Here is a 21,904-nt window from a genome sequence, read left to right on the forward strand (position 1 = left end):
CGGCAACCTCCTCAACGCCGCCGAGTTGCGATCCCAGCTCCAGGACGATGGCGTCCATTTCCGCGGAACCAACGATTCCGAGGTCATCGCCCGCCTCATCGCCCACCAGCGCGAGGCCACCATCGAGGAAGCCGTCGCCAAGGCCATGCCCCTCATCGTCGGCGCCTACGCCCTCTCCATCCTCACCCGCCACTGCGTCATGGGCATCCGCGATGCCCATGGCGTCCGCCCCCTCTGCCTCGGCCGCATCAACAATTCCGGCTGGGTCCTCGCCTCCGAAACGTGCGCCCTCACCGTCGTCGGCGCCACCCTGGAGTGCGAGGTCCAGCCCGGCGAAATCGTCATCATCGACAACGATGGTGTCCGCCACCGCCAGGTATTGGATCAGCCGCGCCCCAGCCTCTGCAGCTTCGAGTTCATCTACCTCGCGCGCCCCGATAGCGTCATGTACGGCCAGAGCCTCCACCTCGCCCGCCGCCGCATGGGCCACGAGCTCGCCCGCGAGCACCCCGTCCCCAACGGCGATATCGTCATCCCCATCCCCGATACCGCCATAGCCGCCGCCATAGGCTACGCCGAGGCCAGCCACATCCCCTACGGCGAAGGCGTCATAAAGTGCCGCTACATCCACCGAACGTTCATCCAGCCCGACCAGCGGATGCGCGAAATGGGTGTCCGCATGAAACTCACCCCACTCCCGGAGGTCCTGAACGGCAAATCGGTAGTCATGGTGGACGACAGCATAGTGAGGGGCACCACCACCGGCAGCATCGTCAAACTCCTGAGAGAAGCCGGCGCCAAAGAAGTCCACGTAAGAATCTCCAGCCCGCCTGTCAGGTACCCCTGCTTCTTCGGAATTGATATGGCCTCGCAATCAGAGTTAATAGCTGCAAATAAGAGTGTCGAGGAGATCAGGCAGCATATCGGTGCGGACAGCCTGGGCTACCTGAGCCCGGACGCTTTGGTTACCGCCTGCGGGGTTGCCGGCGGGCATTTCTGCCGCGCCTGTTTTACGGGGCGTTACCCGATCCAGATACCCGAGGGAGTGCGCCTGAGCAAGTTCGCCTTTGAGAATGGCGGCGACCAGATCGAGGAGGGTTCGGACGATAGCCTCGGCTGATCAGCCGGGATGCCGGGCGCAAATACGCGGGCCTGATGGTCGCCCATCAGGCCCGCGTTTCCCGTCATTTGGGATTTAGCCAGCTTCTACGAAGTTGCAGCGGGCTTGGCCGGCACAGCCTCGAGGCTGATGTCAACGTCAACTTCCTTGCCGATATCCAGGCTCCCGTTGTCCATCAGTTTGACGCCGCCAACGCCATAGTCCAGGCGGTTCAGCTTGATCGCGGTCACGAGCCCCGCGCGTGTCCCGCCAAATGTGTCCTTCACAGGGCCAACCGGGCGGAACGGAAGCGAGACCTCCTTGGTCACCCCGTGAATCGTCAGGTTTCCCACCGCCACGAACTGGCCGCCCTTTCCCTTCTTGACAGCCGTGCTTTCGAACGTGATCGTGGGGAACTTGGCGACGTCAAAGTAGTTAGCGCTGCGCAGGTCGTCATCCCGCATTTTCACGTTGGTATCGACACTGGCGGCCTGAATCGTGAACTTCACCGAGGACTTCTCCGGCTGCTCGGCGTTCGCTACGATGGTACCGGCGAAATCATCGAACCTGCCGTGGACCAGGCTGATCCCAAAGTGGCGTATCACGAAGTTGACGCTGGTGTGCATCGGGTCTACCGTCCAGGTTCCCGTTGTTTGCAGGGTGTTCGCTACCGGCGTCTGCGCATAGGTCGTCGCACCGCGCCAATTGGCGGCAATCCCAAGGCCAATCGCAAGGGCGCCTGTCAATACAGCAAATCGAATTCCGTGTCTCATATCCAATTCTCTCCTCTGTGAATGCAAAGTCTCAATTCCAGGGTTATTCCAGAATGCCGATGGGGCGTTTCGTTTGCCCGATTCGAGGCAATGGCAGCAGCCGGCCGATTGTGAACGCCCCGGGTCCGGCGATCAGGATGGGGGCCAACAGCCCAATCAGCGCGAGGTTATATTCGTAGCCGGGCTTTGGCCCGAGGAAGAAACCGTTGGGCAAATGGACCTTCACGATAGCTCCGATCATGATCACGATCAGGGATGCCGCCGAGAACCGCGACAGGAACCCGACCACCAGCCCCAAGCCCCCGAAGAACTGGCCGATGGCTACCAGATAGCCGATAGGCCCCATCATTTTCACGAAACCGGCTAATCCCGGTCCGTTGAACGCTCCGAACATCAACTGCGACCCATGGGCCATGAATATCACGCCGACCACGACCCTCGCAACCAGCAAAGCCCAGTCCACCGCGGAGCGATCGACGCTCTCCTCTATCCCTGCGGCCATATGCTTTCCTCCTCAATGGAGACGCCTGTAAGGCGTCGCCCGACAATCGTTTAATGTCATAGGGTTTAACAATGATTGAACTGGTGAAGTTCCTTGCTCCTATATACCCGCATTTCGCGAGACGGCGCACGTTCCTTTGCAGCTCAATGACACGCAGATCGGCGATCTCGCATTTGTCACCCCAAATCGGGGCCACGAATGGAGGAGCAGGGCGTCCGGGTGCCACAATAGCCATATGAGCATCACGTACAAAGACTCGGGAGTGAACATCGCGGCCGCAGACGCAGCCAAGAAGCGCATGAAAGCACTGGTGGACCAAACGCGCACACCGGGAGTTATCGGTGGCATCGGGGCGTTCGGAGGTTTGTTCAAGGCGGCCTTCCACGAAATGAGCGAACCGGTCCTCGTAGCCAGCGCGGACGGCGTGGGGACGAAACTCAAAATCGCGTTCGCCGCGGGCCGGCACAACACGGTCGGCATGGACCTTGTCCACCACTGCGCCAACGACATCCTCGTTCAGGGCGCCCGCTCGCTGTTTTTCCTCGACTACATTGCGCTGGGACACCTGGTTGAAGATACGGTCGTATCGATCGTGGAGGGCCTGTCAAAGGGCTGCCAGGATGCCGGGTGCGCTCTGCTGGGCGGCGAGACCGCGGAAATGCCGGACTTTTACGCGCGGAGCGAGTACGATCTGGCCGGGTTCATCGTGGGCGTTGTGGACAAGGGTCGCATCTTGGACGGATCGGCCGTAAAGCCGGGCGACGTCCTGTTAGGGCTGGCATCGGACGGCCTGCATACCAACGGCTATTCCCTCGCTCGAAAGGCGCTCTTCTCGGCTGCGGGGTATCAGATCGACACGGTTCTGGACGGGGTCGGCGAGACGCTGGCGGATGCGCTTCTGAGACCCCATCGTTGTTACGCTGGAAGCATCCTGCCGTTGGTCGGTGAAGGCATGATCCATGGAATGGCGCACATCACCGGTGGCGGCCTGGTGGACAATATACCACGCTCCCTGCCCGAAGGCGTTGGTGTTTCAATAGACCGGCACGCGTGGGAGGTCCCGAGCATTTTCGAGGCGATCCGCTCGGCCGGCGACGTTCCGGACGCGGAAATGTATCGCGCATTCAACATGGGCGTCGGCATGGTGCTGATGGTCGCTCCGGACGCCGCGGGCCACGTCGCCAGCCAACTGGCTGCGGCCGGAGAGACGGTGTTCACTATCGGCGATGCCAAGGAAGGCCCGCGCCACGTGCAAATCGAAGGAGTGTAGCGGACAAGGGTCCAGGGTTAGGGTTTAGGGACCAGGGTTTGGGGTCTAGACCCTAAACCCTGGTCCCTAAACCCTAAGCCCTGGACCCTGGACCCTCACCATGAATATTGCCATCCTTGTTTCCGGTCACGGGCGCGGCACAAACGCCGAGGCTATCATGCAGGCGGCCGCGAAGGCCGACTGCCCATTCCGCGTGTGCGCTGTCGTAAGCGCCGCGCCGGGACACGGCGCTCTGGAGCGCGCAACGCGGTACGGAGTGCCGGCAATCGTGGTCGATGCCGCCGGATGCGTGGATCGTTCCGAGTTCGAATCGCGCGTGCTTGCCGTCCTGGATGAACACACGACCGAAGCCATTGCGCTTGCCGGCTTTATGCGCAAACTGAGCGGCGATTTCACCAGCCGCTACTCCAACCGCATACTGAACGTCCACCCCGGACTTCTGCCATCCTTTGGCGGCCGAGGGATGTATGGCCGGCACGTACATGAGGCTGTTCTCGCCTATGGAGCCAAGGTGTCGGGCTGCACGGTCCATTTCGCCGATGATCAGTACGACCACGGCCCGATCGTGCTCCAGAAGACCGTCGCGGTCCTGGACGACGACGCGCCGGAGACGCTGGCGGCGCGCATTCTGCCGAACGAGCACAAAGCATACGTAGAGGCTCTGACGCTGCTCGCGTCGGGCCGGCTCGCGGTGATCGGCCGTCGCGTGCGCCAGGTTCCGCCCGGTGTGTTCGTCGTGATGGGCGAGTGGGGACGGCCCGTGGCGCCGGATGATGCGGGCCTCCTGCAATGCGCCTTCGCCATCCGCAAGGAAGTCTTCTGCGTGGAGCAGCACGTGCCTGAGGACCTGGAACTGGACGAGTATGACGCCGCGGCGTGGCACTTCCTCGCATTCATGGACGGTGTTCCGGTCGCTACCGCGCGGCTACTGAACAAGGGCGGCGCCGCCAAGATCGGCCGCGTGGCGGTCCTCAAGGCATACCGCGGGCGCGGGCTGGGCGTGAAGGTGATGGAATGGGCCATGCATATGGCAAAAGATCTGAAACTGCAGCCAATGATTCTGGATGCACAGGTGCCCGTCATCCCGTTCTACGAGAGGCTCGGCTTCGTGGCTGAGGGCCCGGTCTTCGATGACGCCGGCATCCCCCATCGGCGGATGACGAAGCCAACGGGTTCGTGAGCGCATACCGAACAAAGCAGGCAGCCATACGCCATAAGGTGCAATTTCCGTGGGGTTTTGCCCCCCGCCCGTGGAAGGATGATATGCCTGTGCTCCGGGGGTGGCTGCCAACACCTTCGGAGCCGGGTTCCGTCCCACGGGGGAGGCCCGCCCTCCCCCGTCCCCTTGTCAAGGCTTCCGTCTCACCGCAAAAAACGCACGACTCCGCCCGGGTAGAGGATGAAGAACGCAACCGGCGCGGCGAAGATAAGACTGTCGAAACGATCCAGCACACCGCCATGCCCCGGCAGCAGGTCGCCGAAATCCTTGATACCTATCTCGCGTTTGATTGCGCTCTCAACGAGGTCGCCAACCTGGCCGACCGCGCCAACGACGAGACCGAATAGAAGGCATGTCAGGGGGTTCAACGCCAACGGCCAGGTCATCGCCATGCCAACGATCCAGGAGGCTGCCAGTCCGCCCACTGAGCCTTCCCATGTCTTGTTGGGGCTGATGCCTGGCGCCATTTTGTGTCTGCCAATCGCCTTACCGACGAAATAGGCGCCGCTGTCGCCTGCCCAAATGACCAGAAGGACAGCGAACATCAACCAGGCGCCCTCCTGCGCACCCAACGGCGGCGTCACGGCATCTGGCAGCACCGTATGGTTTGCCGCTGATTGGCCGACTCGGCGAATGTCAACCAGGAACGGCAGTGTAAGAGCGATCCAACCCATCCCGAGAAAGGTGGCGCCAACATTTTTCAGAGGAGAGCGCCGCTTCCACAAGAGATCGCCCGCCAACAGGAGCATAACAAATAGGGCCGCGAACTCAGGGAACACGCTGCCCCCGATCACAAACATCAGCGGGCGCTCCAACCCGATTCGCCCTTCCAGGCCCATGAGTGCCGGCGCGGCCCTGGTAATCGCCAGCACTCCAAAGAACGCTAACGCTATCCAGTGCACGTATATGCCTTTGGCCCAAAGGGCTTTCGTGAACTCGTAGATAGCCATCGCCATAACGGCGGCCACGAAGAAGAACCATGGCCAACCGCCCGGCCAGAACAGAAGCACTAGAATCAACGGAACGCCGACCAGCGATGTGAGGATGCGCGTCATCATGGTTGAGTCCCTCGCGAGAAGTCAGAATGCAGAACCCGAATCCTGAATGCCTAACCTGTTCCCCGTTTCAATGTCAGCAGTGCGATTTCCGGCGGGCAGAACGCGCGCAGCGGGAAGGCGGTGACTCCCAGGCCCCGGTTCACGAACAGCTTAGCGCCACGCCACAGGAACATGCCGCTCGCATAGTCCACACCGAGGCTCGTAGGGCATACCAGCGCCTGCCCACCGGGCAGGCACACCTGTCCTCCGTGCGTGTGACCGCTCAGAACAAGGTCTATGTCGCCTTGTCCGAAATGCCAGACGATATCAGGCGAATGGGCCAGCATCAGGCGGAACGCGCCCTTCTCCACATCGCGCATTGCCGCCCCGTAGTCCTGTTTGCTTGTTGATGGGTCGTCTACTCCCACAAGCCTGAGGTGAGATCCGTTCCGGCTCAACGATACCGAACGATTCGACAGCACCGGGATGCCGACGGCTTCCACCGCCGCGCTTATCCTTGCGGCGTCCGTGTAGTGGTCGTGATTGCCCAGAACCGCATAGCTGCCCAATGGAGCGGGCCAGTGGCGCATCCAGTCGCACATTTCGCCGATGTATCCCGCGCTCACGCTCACAAAATCGCCTGTAAAGAAGGCGATGTCGTGCGGCAAACGTCGCGCGTGATCGAACACACCTCTCATGTACAGTGCCGAAACCAGTGGGCCGCGGTGGAAATCGCTGAGGTGCAGCGCGGTAATGCCGTCCCAACCTGGCGGCAGATCGCGCAGCCAGATCGTCCTGCGAGTAACATGCGCGTGAAAGGTGTATGGCGTGCTGACAGCTCCAGCCACGAGGGCCGCCGCGGCGCCCTGAAGCAACCGGCGACGTGTCACCCGATGCTGCGAAATGTCGGCGACGGCGGGAGGATTCGAATCGACGGCAGCCCCCTTCAACTAGTGGTCCTCTCTCACAGGTCTCTGAGCGCCTCGACCTGGGCGCTCGGGCCGATGATCATCAGCACGTCACCCGGCAGCAGGATCACATCGCGATCCGGGGCCATTCCGAAAATTCCGTCGCGCTTCATGGCGACCACGGTCACGCCGTAGTTCTTCTCGAGTTCCGCTTCGCCCAATGGGCGTCCCGAAAGGGAGGATTCCCTGGCGACCTCCACTCCCGCAAGCTCCATTTCGGAATACTCACTGCCGGTTAACACTTCCAGGAAATCGACGCTGTGCGGGTGGAGGATGGCGGCGGACATCCGGCGGCCACCCATCACATAGGGCGATACCACGCGGTCGGCGCCCGCGCGGCGCACCTTGTCCTCGTTTTCGATACGCGTGCTGCGGGCGACGATGAACAGCTTTGGATTGAGGTCGCGCGCGGTCAGCACGATGAAGATGTTGTCTGCGTCGGTGGGCGCAACGGACACGAGGTTGGCTGCGCGCTCAATGCCGGCCGCCTTCAGAGTGGCCTCGTTGCTGGCATCAAGCGCGATGTAGGGGTAGCCGGACCCCTTGAGACGTTCGAGAACGTCGGGGTTGGGATCGATGACCACAAACGCTTTTCCCGATCGCGCAAGATCCGCAGCGATCTGCCCGCCCATGCGGCCGAAACCACATATAATCGTGTGGTCCACCAGTTTAGCGATGGTCTGTTCCAATTGCCTCTTCCCAAAATACTCGCGGAATTGTACGCTCACCGCCATCTCGGCGGCCGCGCGTACAGCCCACGTAATCGTGGCTACGCCCACCACGATCAGGCCGATGGTGAACACCTTCACCTCCGGGCTTGGAGGCCGCAGTTCGCGGTAACCGACCGTTGTGAGGGTGATGACGGTCATATACAGGCCGTCCAGCAGGCTCACGTTCCACAGTAGAGAGTAGCCAACGGTCCCGACAATGACGAGGATCAGCAGGACGACCAGCGCCACGCGGACTTGCCTGAGAGGGGCCCAGTGCATTCGCTATGCCTCGCTCTCACGATACGCCGCCACAACGTCACGCGCCGCCCCATCCAAAGCCAGTCGCCCGGATTTCATCCAGATCGCGCGCCCGGCGACGCGTTCCACCGCCTCCAGGTCGTGGCTCACGAATACGATCGTCTTGCCGGCCGCCTGAAACTCCGCGATCCGCTGATAGCATTTGCGCTGAAACGACTCGTCACCGACCGCCAGGACCTCGTCAACCAGCAGGACATCAGGATCGCAGTGGACCGCAATGCTGAATCCCAGCCGCATCACCATGCCCGCTGAGTAGGTTCGCAAGGGGGTGTCGATGAACGATTCCAGCTCTGAAAACTCCACGATGGCCGGCGCCAACTCCGCCATCCGCCGGTTGCTGAGGCCGAGGATGCTGCCGTGAAGCGTGATGTTCTCCATACCGGTCAAGTCTTCGTGGAAACCCGCGCCTAGTTCCAGTAGCGGCGCGATTCGGCCGCTGACACTCACGGCGCCCTGCGTTGGGCGATAGACGCGGGCCAAGAGGCCAAGGAGCGTGGATTTCCCGCTTCCGTTGTGGCCAACCACGCCAACAGTCTCGCCGGTCGATATGTCGAAAGAGACATCCCGCAGGGCCCAAAGCGCTTCGGTGTGGCGTCTGCGCCCCCTCAGAGCCAGCGTCTTCAGACTCCCGGCGCCTTCATGCTGGAGGCGAAACCGTTTGCCGAGGCCCTTCGCTACGATGACGGTGTAACTCATCAGAGGTTCTCCGCAAAGTCCCACTTATACCGGTTGAACACCGCATAGCCCAGAACCGCGATCGCGATCGACATGATCGATGCCACGATGATGACCAGGGGTGACAAAGGCGCGTAGCCAATGGACACCGGGACCGGCGGGAGCAAAACGCGTCGGTAGGCCGTAATCCACACTGCAAGCGGGTTCAGTTGGTACAACCACAACACCGTCTCGCGATGCGCGTACAACCAGGGAAACCGGGGGGGTATATTGGCCAATTGTTCCAGAACGTAGATCACCGGCACCATGTAGTACATCAGGTTGAGACCAACCGTCATTACATATTTGATGTCCTCATAGAAAACGTTCGCGCACGAAACGAGCAGCCCCACTCCGAGCGTGAGGAGGAAATGCATCAGGATGATCGGAGGGAGCAGCGCCAGTTTCCACGTGAACTCGATGCCGAGAACACCCATATAGACGAAGAGGACGCCCAGGGCCAGCAGAAAATGCACCAGGTTGCTGAGCACGATGCTGATTGGGATCGCTTCGCGTGGTATATAAACCTTCTTGAGCAACGCGCCGTGAAGAAGGATGCTCTGCGATGCGTCCAGAACGGCCATCTGAAAGAATGTCCATGGCAAGAAGCCCGCAAGGACGTACGCGGAATAGTTATTGAATCCGATCCGGATGACGAATTTGAAGACCAGCGTGATGATAAACACCTGGGCCATCGGATTGATGAGAGACCAGAAGAAGCCGAGCGCCGAGTTCTTGTACCGGACCTTGATGTCCCGTACCATGAGGTTGCGGATGAGTTCGCGATAGCTCGCCAACTCGCGCAGATTCGCTATGAGGCTCGCGTCTCCGGTCCTCAGTGCCACGGCATCACCAGAACAGCCCCAGCCTGGTCACCGTCCGGGTGGGACGCGTATTGGGCCCCGACCGCTTCGGCGGCGACGGCGAGGCCCAGAGGCGGCCAGTCGGCCGGGGTCGGCCGGGAGACAAACGCGGTCTCGATCCGGGTCACGTCGTTATCGCTCGTTGTCGTGACCTTGATAATCGATCCGGGCTCGGATGAAGCCGCGCTGAAGGAGAGCAGATCCGATACGGCGAGAGCGCCGGCCACCGCCATCTGAGCCGGCACACACGTTTCGCCAATGAGCTCAAATTCGAATTGTGCGCCAAAATCGCATCGTGACCGCAGCGCGGCCAACAGGTCCCCAATGGCCACCCTCTCGTCCGATTGCCATAGCGGTAAAGAGTCATAGATAGCCGCAAGCGCATTGAGCCACGATGGGAAGGCCTCCGCGAGTTCGTCGGACGTAGCGCGACGCCGTGCGATACGCCACAGCGCGCCGATTGTCTGAAGGTCGTTACGGACGCGGTGCTGGGCTGCCCGCCACTCCGGAGATGGGGGGAACTCCCGGGGCAGGGTGGGGATGCTCTCCGATGTCGATTGTGGTCTGATGGCGCGATCCCTCCCTTTGTGCCTCAGAAGTCGCCGGACATAACGCGATCAGCGTCTATGATGGATTCAGCGACTTCGCGAAGCGTTCGGCGCGAGCTCATGCTTTCCAATTGAATCTGGCGAAAGGCATCGTTCTCCTTCGTGCCATATTTGTCCATAAGGATGCCCTTCGCGTGATCGACCGCTTTTCGCGTCAGCACGGATTCCTGGAGGTTGCGGAGTTCGGTTTGGAGCCCGGTGAGGCGGTCGCTGAGGGCCAGCGTCATCGCGATAGCGGGAGCCAGGTCGCTCTGCCGGAACGGCTTCACGAGATAGCAGAGGCACCCGGCTTCGCGGGATCGGTCCAGGTATTCCTGATCGGTGTAAGCGGACAGAATGAGCGTGGGGGCAATGCGCTCAACGGCGAGCGTATGGGCGACTTCCAGCCCATCGAGGCCGGGCATACGGATATCCAGCATTGCAATGGATGGATGGGTTTCGCGAGCGAGTTTCAGGGCCGTGTCGCCATCAGCGGCCTCGGCGACGACCTTGTGACCAAGTGACGCCAGCATTTCTCGCAAGTCCAACCGCGCAATCGGTTCGTCATCCGCGATAAGTATGCGGAGCGCCATAAATGATCCCTTCCGAGGCGAAACATCGCACGTCTCAGCGTTCACCCGCACCAACGGAATGGCTTTCGGTCCGGCATTCGGTCAGTAGTATATTATAACCGAGACGCTCGCTGCGTCACAAGCAGGAGGACGCACATCATGAACTCCGCGACAAAGAAGGCTTCGGGCGCCGACGAACCCTTCGAGCGAAAAAGGCGCATTTCGATCGGGCGTCTGATTGTCTGGCCCGCCGCTTATCTGCTCTTGAGGATGGCCGCCCCATTCATCCGTCTTCCGTTTCCTGCGCTTGCCAATATCGTCGCGACGGTGGTATTTCTGCTCCTGCCCCTGCTCTGGCTGCGCGAGATCAGCCGGAACGCGCCGCGAATTCGTGTTGCGCTTCCGGTTTTCCTGATCCTCGCCGTAGTCTGGGCGGAATTGCTGCTCGGGATGCCGTTCGGCGTTCTCCGACACATTGATTGGCGGCACCACCTCCATGCGGCGCGGTTCATGCTCCTGTTCGACAGGCCGATGGCGGACCTGGCGCTGATCACCGCGGCGGCGCTGATGGGAACGCTCGTTGCCAAAGTGATTTCGGACCCGAAGATGCTGCTGCCGGTCGCGCTTGTCGGCGCCCTCGTGGACTACTGGGGCGTCTACCTGGGTACCACATCCGCGTTCATTAAGGCCTCGCCGAATCTCGTGCGCGCCGTTTCCGCCGGCATTCCAACCTTTGGGGGAGGGCTGACTCAGCGCGGAGTCCAGCCGGCGTCATTCGTGGGATTCGGCGATTGGCTCTTCCTCACGATGTTCCTTGCCGTCGCGTTCCGCTATGACCTTCAGCCGCGCCGAACGTTCTGGGCGCTGCTGGCGTTCCTGGTCCCGGCGATGCTTATCGTCATTTTCGGCGGCCTGGACTATCTGCCGGCAATCGTCCCAATGGCGCTCGCGATCGTTTGCGTAAACGGCAGGCGGCTGAAGATGAGCCGTTCCGAGACGTTCGCCTCGCTCTACGCCTTGCTGATGGTGCTGGCAATGGCCGGAATTTACACGCTGGTGGTGCGACGGCTGAGGTGAACGCGACCGTGGAAGCTCCTAGGAGGCCGATTCCTCCGGATCGGGCTTCAGGTGGTGCCAGACGAAGACACCGAACATCGCCAGCAGCACAACGCCGATGACGACGTCCGCGCCGTGGAAATAACCCGCAATGCGATCGTGCACAGCGGCGAAATCCTTCGAGTTGCGGCCCAGAACGAGGCCGATCCATGCGAGGAAATAGCACCACGGCAATGACCCGACAAATGAGTAGATGATGAACTTGCCGAAAGGCATGCGTGAAATGCCGGCGGGAAGCGAGATGAATGTGCGAACGACCGGCAACAAGCGGCTCCAGAAGATGGCCGCATCCCCGTGGCGGGTAAAGAAGGCATCCGCGCGGTCAAGGTCCCGCATGCGCATCAGGATGTACTTTCCGTAGCGCTTGATCATCGGCCGGCCACCGACAGCGCCAACCCAGTAAGCCAGCGCGGAACCCGCCGCGCAGCCCAGCGCTCCGGCCCAGGCGGCCTGGTGGAAGCCCATCTTCCCCTGCGAGACCAGGTAGCCCGCAAAAGGCATGATCACTTCGCTGGGCAACGGGATGCAGGCGCTCTCAATGGCCATCAGCCCTACGATGCCCCAGGCGCCGCCGGCGCTGATAACCGCGATGATCCATGCAACCACCGGCCCCAGAATAGCCTTCAAACCGTCGCCCTCCATGTTCGCTTCACTGCCCGCAGGAGTATTATAGACGTATGGACTTAATGATCCCGCTGGTCGCCATCGTTGCCACGTTGCTGGTCTTCTGGCTCGGTAGCGCCGCGCGAGCGTTTCCGGTGGCGGCAAACTTCGAGGGGAAATCCATCCCGATCGCGGGCATCGCGGTCGCGATCGGCATTCTTTTCGGCCTGCAGTGGGATTTGGCCTCGAATGCGGGATTCCGCGGGACCGTTTGGACTGGGAAGCCGGCGGTTGCCGGCATCGCTATCCTCGCTTTCGCCGTGCTGGGATACGTTGACGACCGCTGGGGCGATCGCACCGTTTCCGGCTTCGGCGGCCATATCCGCTCGGCCCTGCGCGGCCGAATCACCACCGGTTTCATCAAGTTGTTCGGTGGCGGCCTGACGGCGCTCCTCTGTGGCCGTCTGCTGATGGACTCCGGCTGGGAGGCCGCCGGGACGTTGTGGCTCCTGAAGTCGGCGGTCATCGCTCTCAGCGCCAACGCCCTCAATCTGCTGGACACGCGCCCGGCAAGAGCGGCTTGCGCTTTTGTCGGGCTTGTCGCCGCGAGCCTCGTCTGCGATCGTACCCAGGCTCCGATCATCGCGGCCGGGCTCGGCGCCGCCCTGGCGTGGCTGCCGCTGGACCGGCGCCGTTTGGCGATGCTGGGTGACGCGGGGTCGAACGTGATGGGCGCGTTCCTGGGCGTCACTTTCGTCGCGTACGCACGCTGGGAGGCGGTGGCCTCAGCCCTCGTGGCGTTGGTCGTTTTTCACGTTTATGCGGAGAGGCGGTCGCTGAACGCAGACATCGCCGCCACGCCAACGCTCCGCAAACTGGACGAATGGATAAGGGGCTGAAGCGATGAGGCTTACACTTGCTCTGCTTGCCCTCGTGCTGGTCGCAGCGAAGTCCCCGGCGGGCGAAAATCCCGCTACGGTGGTGGTCATCTATAGGACCAATTGCGACGACTATGACAAGGACGGGACCGGCGACTCGGAACAGATCGCCAGATACTACGCGGCGCGCCGCGGCATCCCGTCGGACCACTTGCTGGGGGTGAAGGTTGAGCTTCCGGGCGGCGCCAACCCGTTCGACAAATATCTCCGCTGGACGTGGGAGTCCTACCGATCCGCGCTTGTGAAGCCGTTGCGCGCGAAACTGAACGCCCTCGGACGCACCCGCATCCAGTATATCGTCACCACATTTGGGTTGCCGTTGCGGGTCCAGGTTCCTACCGGCAAGACGGACATGTCCGCGGATGTCGCCCTTGCGCAGCCATTCCGCATTTCGGAAGACGGGCTCCACAGCGGGCGATATTACGATCTGCAGCCCGATGGAAGGTACGGCGCCCAGCACTTTGAGGCGTTTCGCGCCCGGCACGCCGCATCTGATCCGCCGGACGATATCGGCTATATCGTCTCGCGCATTGATGGCGTGAGCGTGGCGGCCTGCAAATCGCTGATCGACGGCGCCATCTACGCCGACACGTACAAGCTGGATGGCTTTGCCTACGTGGACAATCGATACGGGGTTCACTCCGACGCTGAACTCCGGGCATGGCAGTCCGGCGGGCACTATTTCGCCCTTGCCGACATCGATAAGGGCGTGGAGTCCACGCGGTCCTACTTCCAGGCGGCCAAACTGAAGGTGCGCCAGCAGCCCGACGATGAATCGATCGGCGACAGCAAGGCTGGGCTCAGATACACCGATGGCTCGCCCGCGGACGTCGCGCCGAGGGCGCTTGCCTACGCGGGCTGGTACAATTACGGACGCTACAACGCGGTGTGGGACTGGCTGCCCGGATCGGTGGCTATCGACTTCGACTCGGCGAGCCTCTACGCCCACAACCTCTTCATGGGGAGTTTCGACGGGATGGCCCTCTTCAACGGGGCAAGCGGCGCCGTCGGCTGCTTTGCCGAACCATACGCCAACGGGCACCCGCAACCGGACGTATTCTTCGCGTACTACACCCGCGGCTACACGTTTGGAGAGTCCGCCTGGCTCAGTATGCCGCAGCATCCGTTCGTGGACTTCGCCATCGGCGACCCTCTCATGAACCCATATGGCCGGGGCAGGAGTCGCGATAACGCGATCTCGCTGCCATCTGTCACCGTTAGCACGGGCCACGACGGTTTGCACGTGAGCATCGTGATGACGGGAAAGGCCGAGATTGCGCGTGCCCGAATGGTCGTGGCGGACGCAAGAAACGACAAACTGTTAGCGCCGCCCACGTACCATGACGGTCGCTATCAGCGCGAGTTCGGATTGACCGCACCCCGGCCCCGGTCGGATCACGCCTGGATCGGTGTGGTCGTTACGGATCCGGCCGGCAACACGGCCCGCGTCTGGACGGAGTGGAAGGCTTGAGGAAAGGCCGGGAATCCGCGTGCGGTATTGCATTCCGCGCGCTGGTACGGCAGCCGTCAGGGATGTTGCCTTCCGCCGTCTTGAAACGGCACAATTGCCGTAGCGGACATCGGGCGTGCCGAATCAGGTAATCGTTCCGGCAGCGCCCCCGAACCCACAGGAGGCGTGTTATGAGAGTCCTCGCAGTCGTATCGTCTGTCCTTCTGGCTGGAGCGATGGGGGTGGCGAACTATCCCCCCAATACCGTGAAGGCATTTCCTTTCTCGAACGGTCACCTTCCGGCCGTGACGGTTCCCGTCAACAATCCCCAGACCGACGCAAAGATCCGCCTGGGGCGCCAACTTTATTTCGATACCCGGCTATCCTCGGACAACAGCATCAGTTGCGCCTCGTGCCACAAGCCGGACCACGGGTGGGCAGACACCGGCCCCGTCTCCGAGGGCGTTGGCCATGCCAAAGGCGGGCGCAACTCCCCCTCGGTGCTGAATGCGGCGTACAGCGTCCTGCAGTTCTGGGATGGGCGCGCGATCAATCTTGAGAAGCAGGCCGTCGGCCCCATCCAGAATCCCGTCGAGATGCAGCTGACGATGGATATGGCCCTCGGCCGCCTGAAGGGCATCCCCGGCTACGTGAGTCAGTTCAAGGACGTCTTCGGAACGGAACCGAACGAAGAGGGCGTGGCTAAGGCGATCGCGGCATTCGAACGGACCATCGTGCAGATGGATACGCCCTACGACCGGTACCTTGACGGCGACCGCAAGGCCATGTCTGCGGCGGCCGTTCGAGGGATGGCGCTCTTCAACGGCAGAGGACATTGCACCGCATGCCACAGCGGGCCGTACTTCTCCGATGGGCGGTTCCATAACCTGGGTATCGGTTTCTCCGGCGGCAAATTCGCCGATGAAGGCCGCATGATCGTCACCAAAGACCGCAAGGATCTGGGCGCGTTCAAAACCCCTGGGTTGAGAGGGGTAGCCGAGACGGCCCCGTACCTTCACGATGGTTCCGAGGCCACATTGGCGTCGGTGATCGACCTGTACGACCGCGGCGGCATCCAGAATCCGAACCTGGACCGCGCGATGTTGCCGCTGAATCTCACCGATCGCGAGAAGCACGAACTGGTGGAGTTCCTCAAAGCGCTGAGCGGCCCGCCGCTGAGCAGCGACAAACCGGAACTGCCGGAGTAAACGAGGAGGCTTGAAGATGCGATTCCATAGAACAACCCTTGTTGCGAGCGCGGCGCTTTGTCTGGCACCCACCGTGCCGTCTCACGCGATTCCTGTGTTCGCGCGCAAATATGGCTTCAACTGCACGATGTGTCACTCCAATTTCCCGCGCCTCAATGACTACGGCCAGCGATATCGCATGAACGGTTATAGGCTCATGGGCCGTGAGGACGAGGAGAAGACTGTTTACGAAACCCCCGCCCCGCTGGCGCTGCGGACAAGCGCGACCTTCAACTCGGACAAATTCACTAACACGCCGGGCTCCAACGACGTGAAGCAGTTCCAGGTGAACAATCTGGACATCCTGTCTGCAGGCCTTTTGGACCGGAACATCGGCTACATGCTCGTATACCCGCCGAAGATCGAAGCCTCACGAGGCGTCGTTGGTCAGCCTGGCACTCTGGAAATGGCGAGCGTGGTTCTCTCAAATCCGAAAACGTCGTGGCTCAACGTGAGGGCCGGGCGCTTCGAACCGGGGGCGCTGGCGTTCAGCGTGAAACGGAGTCTTACGTTCTCTCCTTACGAGATATACAACTTCACATTCCCCGGCGGAACCCCGCTCTCCGACACGCAGACCGGCGTGGAACTGGCCGGGTTTGCCCGCGGCGGCACCGCTTACACCGCGGGCTGGCTGAACGGCGCTGCAACGAACAACGACAACCAGAGCGCTGACGATTTCTATATCCATGCTACGCACGTGATCGGTCCCGGAGAGGGGCAAACGGCGGGACAGCGGATCGGCCTGATGGGATATGCGGGCAAGGCCAAGCCGTCGGCTTTCGACGGCCCAACGGACCGCAAGGCAATCAGTCGTATCGGCGTGGATGCAAGCCTCAACTTCAAACAGGTGAACCTGGCCCTCCAGTATCTCCACGGCAAAGACGACAAAGCCCTGTGGGGAACGGCGGACGACGTCAAGTACTCCGGCGGTTTCGCCGAGCTTAGCTTTCTGCCGTCAACCCGCATTGTGGGCTTCGGAAGGTACGACTGGGTGAAGACGCCCCGCTCGGTGAGCGCGGGCATCAAGCGGTGGACAATCGGTGGCAGGTATTACCTCGCCGACAGCATGGCGATCCACGCGGAGTATTCGGACCGCCGCCAGGCACAGCCCGATGACGACAACGCGAAGGAGCGGCTGTTCGTATTCGGACTGGACTTCGGCATCTAGAAACGCTGTCGGGGCCGTCGCGGCCCCGACATGCCTTTTGCTGATAGGGCAGCAAGGCGCGCACCTTCAGCTTGGAGAGAGAGCCTTCGTCATAAAATAGCGGGTCTCGCCCGGTGGAAAGTCCTCGAGGACCCCGAACACGTGGTACCCTTCCCGCTCGTAAAAGGGCTGCGCCTGGAAGCTGAACGTGTCCAGCCACACGTTTGTGCAGCCTCGTCGCCAGCCCTCGGCCTCGACGGCGCGCAGGAGCCGCGTCCCGATTCCCTGTCCGCGCCATTCCTCCGCGACCGCCAGCGTGGCAACGTGCAGCCAGCCATGCATCGTTTCGGCGTGTACCCCGCCCACGACCGCGCCATCTGCATCGCGCGCGATAACGGTAAGCGGCGCCCGGTTCGTCGCCCCGATGCGGGACTCATTGTGCCGGCGCAGAAACTCGTGTACCGCCAGCGCATCCTCCCGCGCTGGCTGCAAATGCACAGTGATGTTCACGCTGTGTGGAGGTTCTGTCACGGTAACCACATCTCCGGTGCCATGAAGGTGCTACTTATCTGTCACTGTCAACGCCGGGTTCCCGGATTGAAGTGCCCGATCGAAGCTCTCAACGTCTCGGACACGCAACTCGAGGCTCCCCACGCCGCCCGACATGTCGCGGTATTCCAGCAGGCGCCCTCGCTTACGCCAGCCTGTATGAGTAACCGCCGAGATGCTCGCCAAAGGTATGCGGTTCTCCAGCCCGTTCTCACGGCCGGTCCATATGAGGCGGAACGGCCAGCCCGGCCGGGTCCAGAGCTCGTCGTCCGTAACAGTCACTTCCAAGCAGTTACTCGCACCACCGAACCGAGAGAATACCGAACGAAAGGAGCGTCCAGAGGCGGAAGCCTCGCGAAATCGAATCTCGCGAGGTGGTTCGGTCGGGAAGATATCGCCCCTCAGTTGGTTACGAAGGGCATGCAGTGCGAATAGGGCGATCACCATGAGGAACAGAGCAGCCATATAGATCAGGAAGTCGTTGGGATGGTTGAAGAGCCTGATGCCCAAGCGTGTGCGCAAAGGCAACCCGAAGAAGATCGCCAGAAAGAGAACTGTGTAGACGACGGACAGGAGCTTTATGAGGCGGTCGATGAGGTCGTACAGCGGTGTTCGTGGGCGGATCGGCATTTGCGAGTCTCTTTTCCTGATTCGGTTGGAGTTGGGTGTTACACTGCCCCGAAGTAGATGGCGTCCGGGTGGTGGATCACTAGCGCGGCGGTGCTCTGGTCCGGGACCAGTTGGCCGGCTTCCGTAACCTCCATGCCTAGTTCCTCACCGGCCGGCAGCAGTGTGAACAGCGTGTGGTGCTGTTCCAGGTCCGGGCAGGCGGGGTATCCCCAGCTATACCGGTGCCCCTGGTTTCGCGGGATGCCTAACTCGTCCGCAATCCGGCGGTGCATCCACTCGGCGGTGGCTTCCGCGGTCTCAACGCTGAGCCCATGAAGGAAATACGAGAGGCTGTAATCGCCTGCCTTGTTCAAGGCCTCGCATATCTCAGTAGCGCGCGGGCCAACCGTCACGACCTGCAGCGGCAGCACATCGGTCCGATCGGCGGACAGGTAATCGGACAGGCACAGGTATGGCGGCCCGGCCTGTCGCGGGAAGTCGAAGCGGGCGACCTCCTTGTTATGGTCAGCGGGGTCGAATACCACTACGGATTCGCCTTCCCGGCGCGCCGGGAAATAGCCGTAGACCGCCTTTGGCGCCAACCAGCCTTCGGCCTCACATTGCGCCTTGAGTTCGGCCAGTTTCGGTTCGAAAGTGTCGCGCTTTAGCGCCTCATACTCATCGCCCTTGGCGTTCTTTGCGCCCCATTGAAGGCGGTAGAGCTCGTTCAGGTCGAGGAGCGGCCAGATCTCGCTGAGCGGAATTCCGGGGACGACCCTGGTGCCCCAGAACGGCGCGGTCGGGATGGGCGCATCGGCCACTTTGGAGCGTTCCTGCGCCGGCGCGGCGGCGCGGCGAGCTGCCTTGTCGGCGTCCCGTCCGAATGTTCGCGCGGCGTCCAGGAGCGTTTGCTCGTAGAGAGCCTCCCGGGCATCGCCGTCCGTGAGCCGGTCCATCTTGTCCAGCCCCTCGAAAGCATCTTTGCAGTAATAGATTCCTGCGTTGTACGCGCGGCCCTCCGCCACATAGAGCGCACGATGTCCGAAGGCGGGGTTGATGGCGGCACCGCCGATGATGACCGGTATGCTCAGCCCGCGTTTGTCTAACTCCTTCACGCAGAGCGGCATCTGTTTGCTCGTGCTCACGAGAAGGGCGCTCAGGCCGATCGCGTCCGCGCCAACTTCAACGGCTTTCTCGATGATGGTGTTGATGGGGACCTGCTTACCGAGATCGTAAACAGTGTAGCCATTGTTCGACAGGATGGTATTCACCAGTGATTTCCCGATATCGTGAACGTCGCCGAAGACGGTCGCCAGGACGAGCTTGCCCTTTGTGGAGCCTTCCTTCTTCTCCAGGTACTGCTCCAGGTGGGCGACGGAGGCCTTCATTACCTCGGCGCTCTGGAGAACGAACGGCAGGATCAGCTCGCCGGCGCCGAATTTGTCACCGACCTCCTTCATCGCCGGCAGCAATACGTTGTTCAGCACATCGATGGCGCCGTCGGCGCGGCGGGTGCCCGCTGCCTCCCTGTCACTCAGGGCGGTCTCGATATCTTCGGTCACGCCGTCGCGCTTCCGGTGGAGGATCCGGTAGTGGATGCGCTCCTCGACGCTCAGGCCTTCCATCGGATCCACTCGTCCGGCGCTGGCGTCTGGAGCGTCCACAGTCTCGAAATAGCCGATGTAGCGGGCGAGGGCGTCCGGGCGGCGGTTGAGAACCAGGTCATCGGCCAGGTCGCGCTGGTCGGCGTCCACCTCGGAGTAGGGAGTGATGTGCGCCGGGTTGACGATAGCCATGTCCAGGCCGGCCTTGACGGCGTGGTGCAGGAAGACGCTGTTGAGCACGGCGCGCGCGTGCGGGCTGATGCCGAACGACAGATTGCTCACGCCAAGGATGGTCATCGTGCCGGGCAGTTCGGCCTTGATGCGTCTCAGGGCGTTCAGATTTTCCACGGCGGAGTTTGCCAGGTCCTCCTGGCCGGTGACGACCGGGAATACCTGCACATCATAGATCAGCGTGTCCGGCGTCATGCCGTACTCGCCGACCACGATATCGTACAGTTTTCGCGCCACGTTGAACTTCGCCTCGGCGGTCTTCGCCATCCCGTTCTCGTCGATGGTCATCGCCACGACGGCGGCGCCGTGCTCGCGCAGGATGGGCAGCCATTTGTCCACGCGTTCCGAGCGGTTCTCCAGGTTAATGCTGTTGACGATGGCGCGGCCTGGATATATCTTCAGCGCGGCCTCCATCACGTCGGCCTCGGTAGTGTCAATGACCAACGGCGCCTCGATGCCCATCGCGAGGGTCTTGACCAGTTTCACCATCTGGTCTCGCTCGTCCTGGCGCTCGGTCATGGCCACGCACACATCCAGAACGTGCGCGCCGCCGTCCACCTGCTCGCGGGCAACGTCGAGGCAGCCATTATAGTCGTCCTTGAGGAGAAGGCGCTTGATCTTGCGGCTGCCCACCGAATTGACCCGCTCACCCACGATGAGCGGCGCCGGTACCTGCTGCATATCGAACCGCCGCATGCCGGACGACACACCGGGAACGTAATAGGGGCAGTCTTCCGTATCGGCATTCGTAACTTTGGCGCCGTCGAACGCCGACCAGAAGCGACGGGGCTTGTCGCGGTACGGCGCGATGGCATCGTTGACCGCCGCCATATGCTCATGCGTGGTCCCGCAACACCCGCCGACGATGTTGACACCGAAATCGCGCACGAACTCCGCCATATACGCACTGAACTTATCCGGCGTCTGACGATAAACCGCTTCGCCATCCGGCCCCTGCTCGGGGAGTCCGGCATTTGGGAGGCACGACACCGGCAGTGAAGCGTTTTCCGTGAGGTAGCCTATGGGATCGCGGAACATCTCGGGGCCGGCGGAGCAGTTCAGGCCGATGACATGGATCGGAAGCGCCTGGAGAGTTGTCATCAGCGCGGCGATGTCCGTTCCAAACAGCATTTTGCCGTTCTCCGGTACAAGGAACACCTGGGCCATCACCGGCACGCGGCGCAATCCGTTCCGGAAGGCCCGCTCGAAGCCGGCGATACCGGCCTTCAGTTCCAGAACGTCGAAAGAAGTCTCCAGAAGGAGGACGTCCGCGCCGCCCTCGACCAGCCCGGTCCCCTGTTCAGCAAAAGTGTCCGCCAGTTCGTCGAAAGTGATCTTCGACAAAACGGGGTCGTTTCCGCTGGGAAGCCGTCCCGTGGGGCCGCAGCTGCCGACGACGAATCGCGGGTGTTCCGGCGTGGAGAAGCGGTCCGCCACAGTGCGGGCTATCGCGGCGGCAGTGCGGTTAAGTTCGCGGGTATCCTCTCCGAGGCCGTATTCGGCCAGGCGAAGCCTCGTGCCGTTGAAGGTATCCGTCTCCACCGCGTCGCACCCGGCTTGGAAAAAGCGCGCATGAATCTCCTCGATGACGTCCGGCCGCGTTCGAACGAGAATCTCGTTACAGCCATGCAAGCCGCCGAAATCGGCGTCATTCAGCCCGAACGTCTGGATCGACGTGCCCATGGCGCCGTCGAACAACAGCACGCGCGTCTTCAATGTGTCTAGAAAGCGGGAATTCATAAGGTCATTCTAACACGCAGGACGAATGCCGCGTGCCG

At 61.9% G+C, this 21,904-nt stretch carries 21 protein-coding genes; 8 read left to right on the forward strand and 13 right to left on the reverse strand.

Annotation, left to right across the window (positions count from 1 at the left end):
* Positions 1-1,120: amidophosphoribosyltransferase (purF, locus tag VGM51_01875; GenBank protein HEY3411784.1), on the forward strand; the 1,120-nt coding region annotated here is incomplete at its 5' end.
* 86 nt (positions 1,121-1,206) lie between these two features.
* Here purF and VGM51_01880 read toward each other — a convergent pair.
* Both VGM51_01880 and VGM51_01885 read right to left on the reverse strand, forming a co-directional pair.
* Complete coding sequence (locus VGM51_01880) at positions 1,207-1,872, reverse strand: YceI family protein (GenBank protein HEY3411785.1); 666 nt, start codon at positions 1,870-1,872, stop codon at positions 1,207-1,209.
* 43 nt (positions 1,873-1,915) lie between these two features.
* Positions 1,916-2,374: a DoxX family protein gene (locus tag VGM51_01885; GenBank protein ID HEY3411786.1), complete on the reverse strand. Its 459-nt coding sequence runs from the start codon at positions 2,372-2,374 to the stop codon at positions 1,916-1,918.
* Between the two features lie 235 nt (positions 2,375-2,609).
* On the opposite strand from VGM51_01885, the gene purM reads away from it, so the two are divergent.
* Both purM and purN read left to right on the forward strand, forming a co-directional pair.
* A complete protein-coding gene (gene purM, locus VGM51_01890; protein HEY3411787.1) occupies positions 2,610-3,644 on the forward strand; it encodes a phosphoribosylformylglycinamidine cyclo-ligase in 1,035 nt (344 codons plus the stop codon).
* Positions 3,645-3,744: 100 nt separating this feature from the next.
* The gene (gene purN / locus VGM51_01895) at positions 3,745-4,824 is read left to right on the forward strand and encodes a phosphoribosylglycinamide formyltransferase (GenBank protein ID HEY3411788.1); all 1,080 of its coding nucleotides are present in this window, start codon (positions 3,745-3,747) and stop codon (positions 4,822-4,824) included.
* Positions 4,825-5,006: 182 nt separating this feature from the next.
* Here the strand turns inward: purN and VGM51_01900 are convergent, their stop codons facing one another.
* The 7 genes from VGM51_01900 to VGM51_01930 are packed head-to-tail and all read right to left on the reverse strand — an operon-like array spanning position 5,007 to position 10,653.
* Positions 5,007-5,921, reverse strand: a complete 915-nt coding sequence (locus tag VGM51_01900) for a phosphatidate cytidylyltransferase (GenBank protein HEY3411789.1) — start codon at positions 5,919-5,921, stop codon at positions 5,007-5,009.
* A 50-nt stretch (positions 5,922-5,971) separates the two neighbouring features.
* Positions 5,972-6,850 (reverse strand): metallophosphoesterase, encoded by an 879-nt coding sequence (locus VGM51_01905; GenBank protein ID HEY3411790.1) that lies wholly within the window; start codon positions 6,848-6,850, stop codon positions 5,972-5,974.
* 14 nt (positions 6,851-6,864) lie between these two features.
* On the reverse strand, positions 6,865-7,857 hold the full coding sequence (locus tag VGM51_01910; protein ID HEY3411791.1) for a potassium channel protein: 993 nt from the start codon (positions 7,855-7,857) through the stop codon (positions 6,865-6,867).
* Positions 7,858-7,860: 3 nt separating this feature from the next.
* Positions 7,861-8,592, reverse strand: coding sequence for an ABC transporter ATP-binding protein (locus tag VGM51_01915; protein ID HEY3411792.1), 732 nt, complete (start codon positions 8,590-8,592; stop codon positions 7,861-7,863).
* Positions 8,592-9,455: an ABC transporter permease gene (locus VGM51_01920; GenBank protein HEY3411793.1), complete on the reverse strand. Its 864-nt coding sequence runs from the start codon at positions 9,453-9,455 to the stop codon at positions 8,592-8,594. Before VGM51_01920 ends, VGM51_01915 begins: the two co-directional genes overlap by 1 nt.
* Positions 9,446-10,069 (reverse strand): histidine kinase dimerization/phosphoacceptor domain -containing protein, encoded by a 624-nt coding sequence (locus VGM51_01925; GenBank protein HEY3411794.1) that lies wholly within the window; start codon positions 10,067-10,069, stop codon positions 9,446-9,448. Before VGM51_01925 ends, VGM51_01920 begins: the two co-directional genes overlap by 10 nt.
* Positions 10,066-10,653 carry a response regulator gene (locus VGM51_01930; GenBank protein HEY3411795.1) on the reverse strand — a complete coding sequence of 196 codons (588 nt, stop codon included), beginning with the start codon at positions 10,651-10,653 and terminating at the stop codon, positions 10,066-10,068. Before VGM51_01930 ends, VGM51_01925 begins: the two co-directional genes overlap by 4 nt.
* 138 nt (positions 10,654-10,791) lie before the next feature.
* On the opposite strand from VGM51_01930, the gene VGM51_01935 reads away from it, so the two are divergent.
* Complete coding sequence (locus VGM51_01935) at positions 10,792-11,709, forward strand: hypothetical protein (protein ID HEY3411796.1); 918 nt, start codon at positions 10,792-10,794, stop codon at positions 11,707-11,709.
* A gap of 18 nt (positions 11,710-11,727) precedes the next feature.
* Here the strand turns inward: VGM51_01935 and VGM51_01940 are convergent, their stop codons facing one another.
* Positions 11,728-12,375 carry a DedA family protein gene (locus VGM51_01940; GenBank protein HEY3411797.1) on the reverse strand — a complete coding sequence of 216 codons (648 nt, stop codon included), beginning with the start codon at positions 12,373-12,375 and terminating at the stop codon, positions 11,728-11,730.
* A 50-nt stretch (positions 12,376-12,425) separates the two neighbouring features.
* Here VGM51_01940 and VGM51_01945 point away from each other — a divergent pair, with 50 nt between their 5' ends.
* The 4 genes from VGM51_01945 (at position 12,426) to VGM51_01960 (ending at position 17,154) form a co-directional block, all read left to right on the forward strand.
* Positions 12,426-13,250, forward strand: a complete 825-nt coding sequence (locus tag VGM51_01945; GenBank protein HEY3411798.1) for a hypothetical protein — start codon at positions 12,426-12,428, stop codon at positions 13,248-13,250.
* A gap of 4 nt (positions 13,251-13,254) precedes the next feature.
* A complete protein-coding gene (locus VGM51_01950; GenBank protein ID HEY3411799.1) occupies positions 13,255-14,760 on the forward strand; it encodes a TIGR03790 family protein in 1,506 nt (501 codons plus the stop codon).
* Positions 14,761-14,930: 170 nt separating this feature from the next.
* Positions 14,931-15,947 (forward strand): cytochrome c peroxidase, encoded by a 1,017-nt coding sequence (locus VGM51_01955; GenBank protein HEY3411800.1) that lies wholly within the window; start codon positions 14,931-14,933, stop codon positions 15,945-15,947.
* A gap of 16 nt (positions 15,948-15,963) precedes the next feature.
* Positions 15,964-17,154 carry a hypothetical protein gene (locus VGM51_01960; protein HEY3411801.1) on the forward strand — a complete coding sequence of 397 codons (1,191 nt, stop codon included), beginning with the start codon at positions 15,964-15,966 and terminating at the stop codon, positions 17,152-17,154.
* Between the two features lie 66 nt (positions 17,155-17,220).
* On the opposite strand, the gene VGM51_01965 is transcribed toward VGM51_01960, so the two are convergent.
* The 3 genes from VGM51_01965 to metH are packed head-to-tail and all read right to left on the reverse strand — an operon-like array spanning position 17,221 to position 21,866.
* Positions 17,221-17,664: a GNAT family N-acetyltransferase gene (locus VGM51_01965; GenBank protein HEY3411802.1), complete on the reverse strand. Its 444-nt coding sequence runs from the start codon at positions 17,662-17,664 to the stop codon at positions 17,221-17,223.
* 30 nt (positions 17,665-17,694) lie between these two features.
* Positions 17,695-18,312, reverse strand: coding sequence for a hypothetical protein (locus VGM51_01970; GenBank protein HEY3411803.1), 618 nt, complete (start codon positions 18,310-18,312; stop codon positions 17,695-17,697).
* A gap of 38 nt (positions 18,313-18,350) precedes the next feature.
* On the reverse strand, positions 18,351-21,866 hold the full coding sequence (metH, locus tag VGM51_01975; protein ID HEY3411804.1) for a methionine synthase: 3,516 nt from the start codon (positions 21,864-21,866) through the stop codon (positions 18,351-18,353).
* Positions 21,867-21,904: the final 38 nt, after the last annotated feature.

The sequence above is a fragment of the Armatimonadota bacterium genome, from assembly GCA_036504095.1.
Taxonomy (GTDB): domain Bacteria; phylum Armatimonadota; class DTGP01; order JAKQQT01; family JAKQQT01; genus DASXUL01.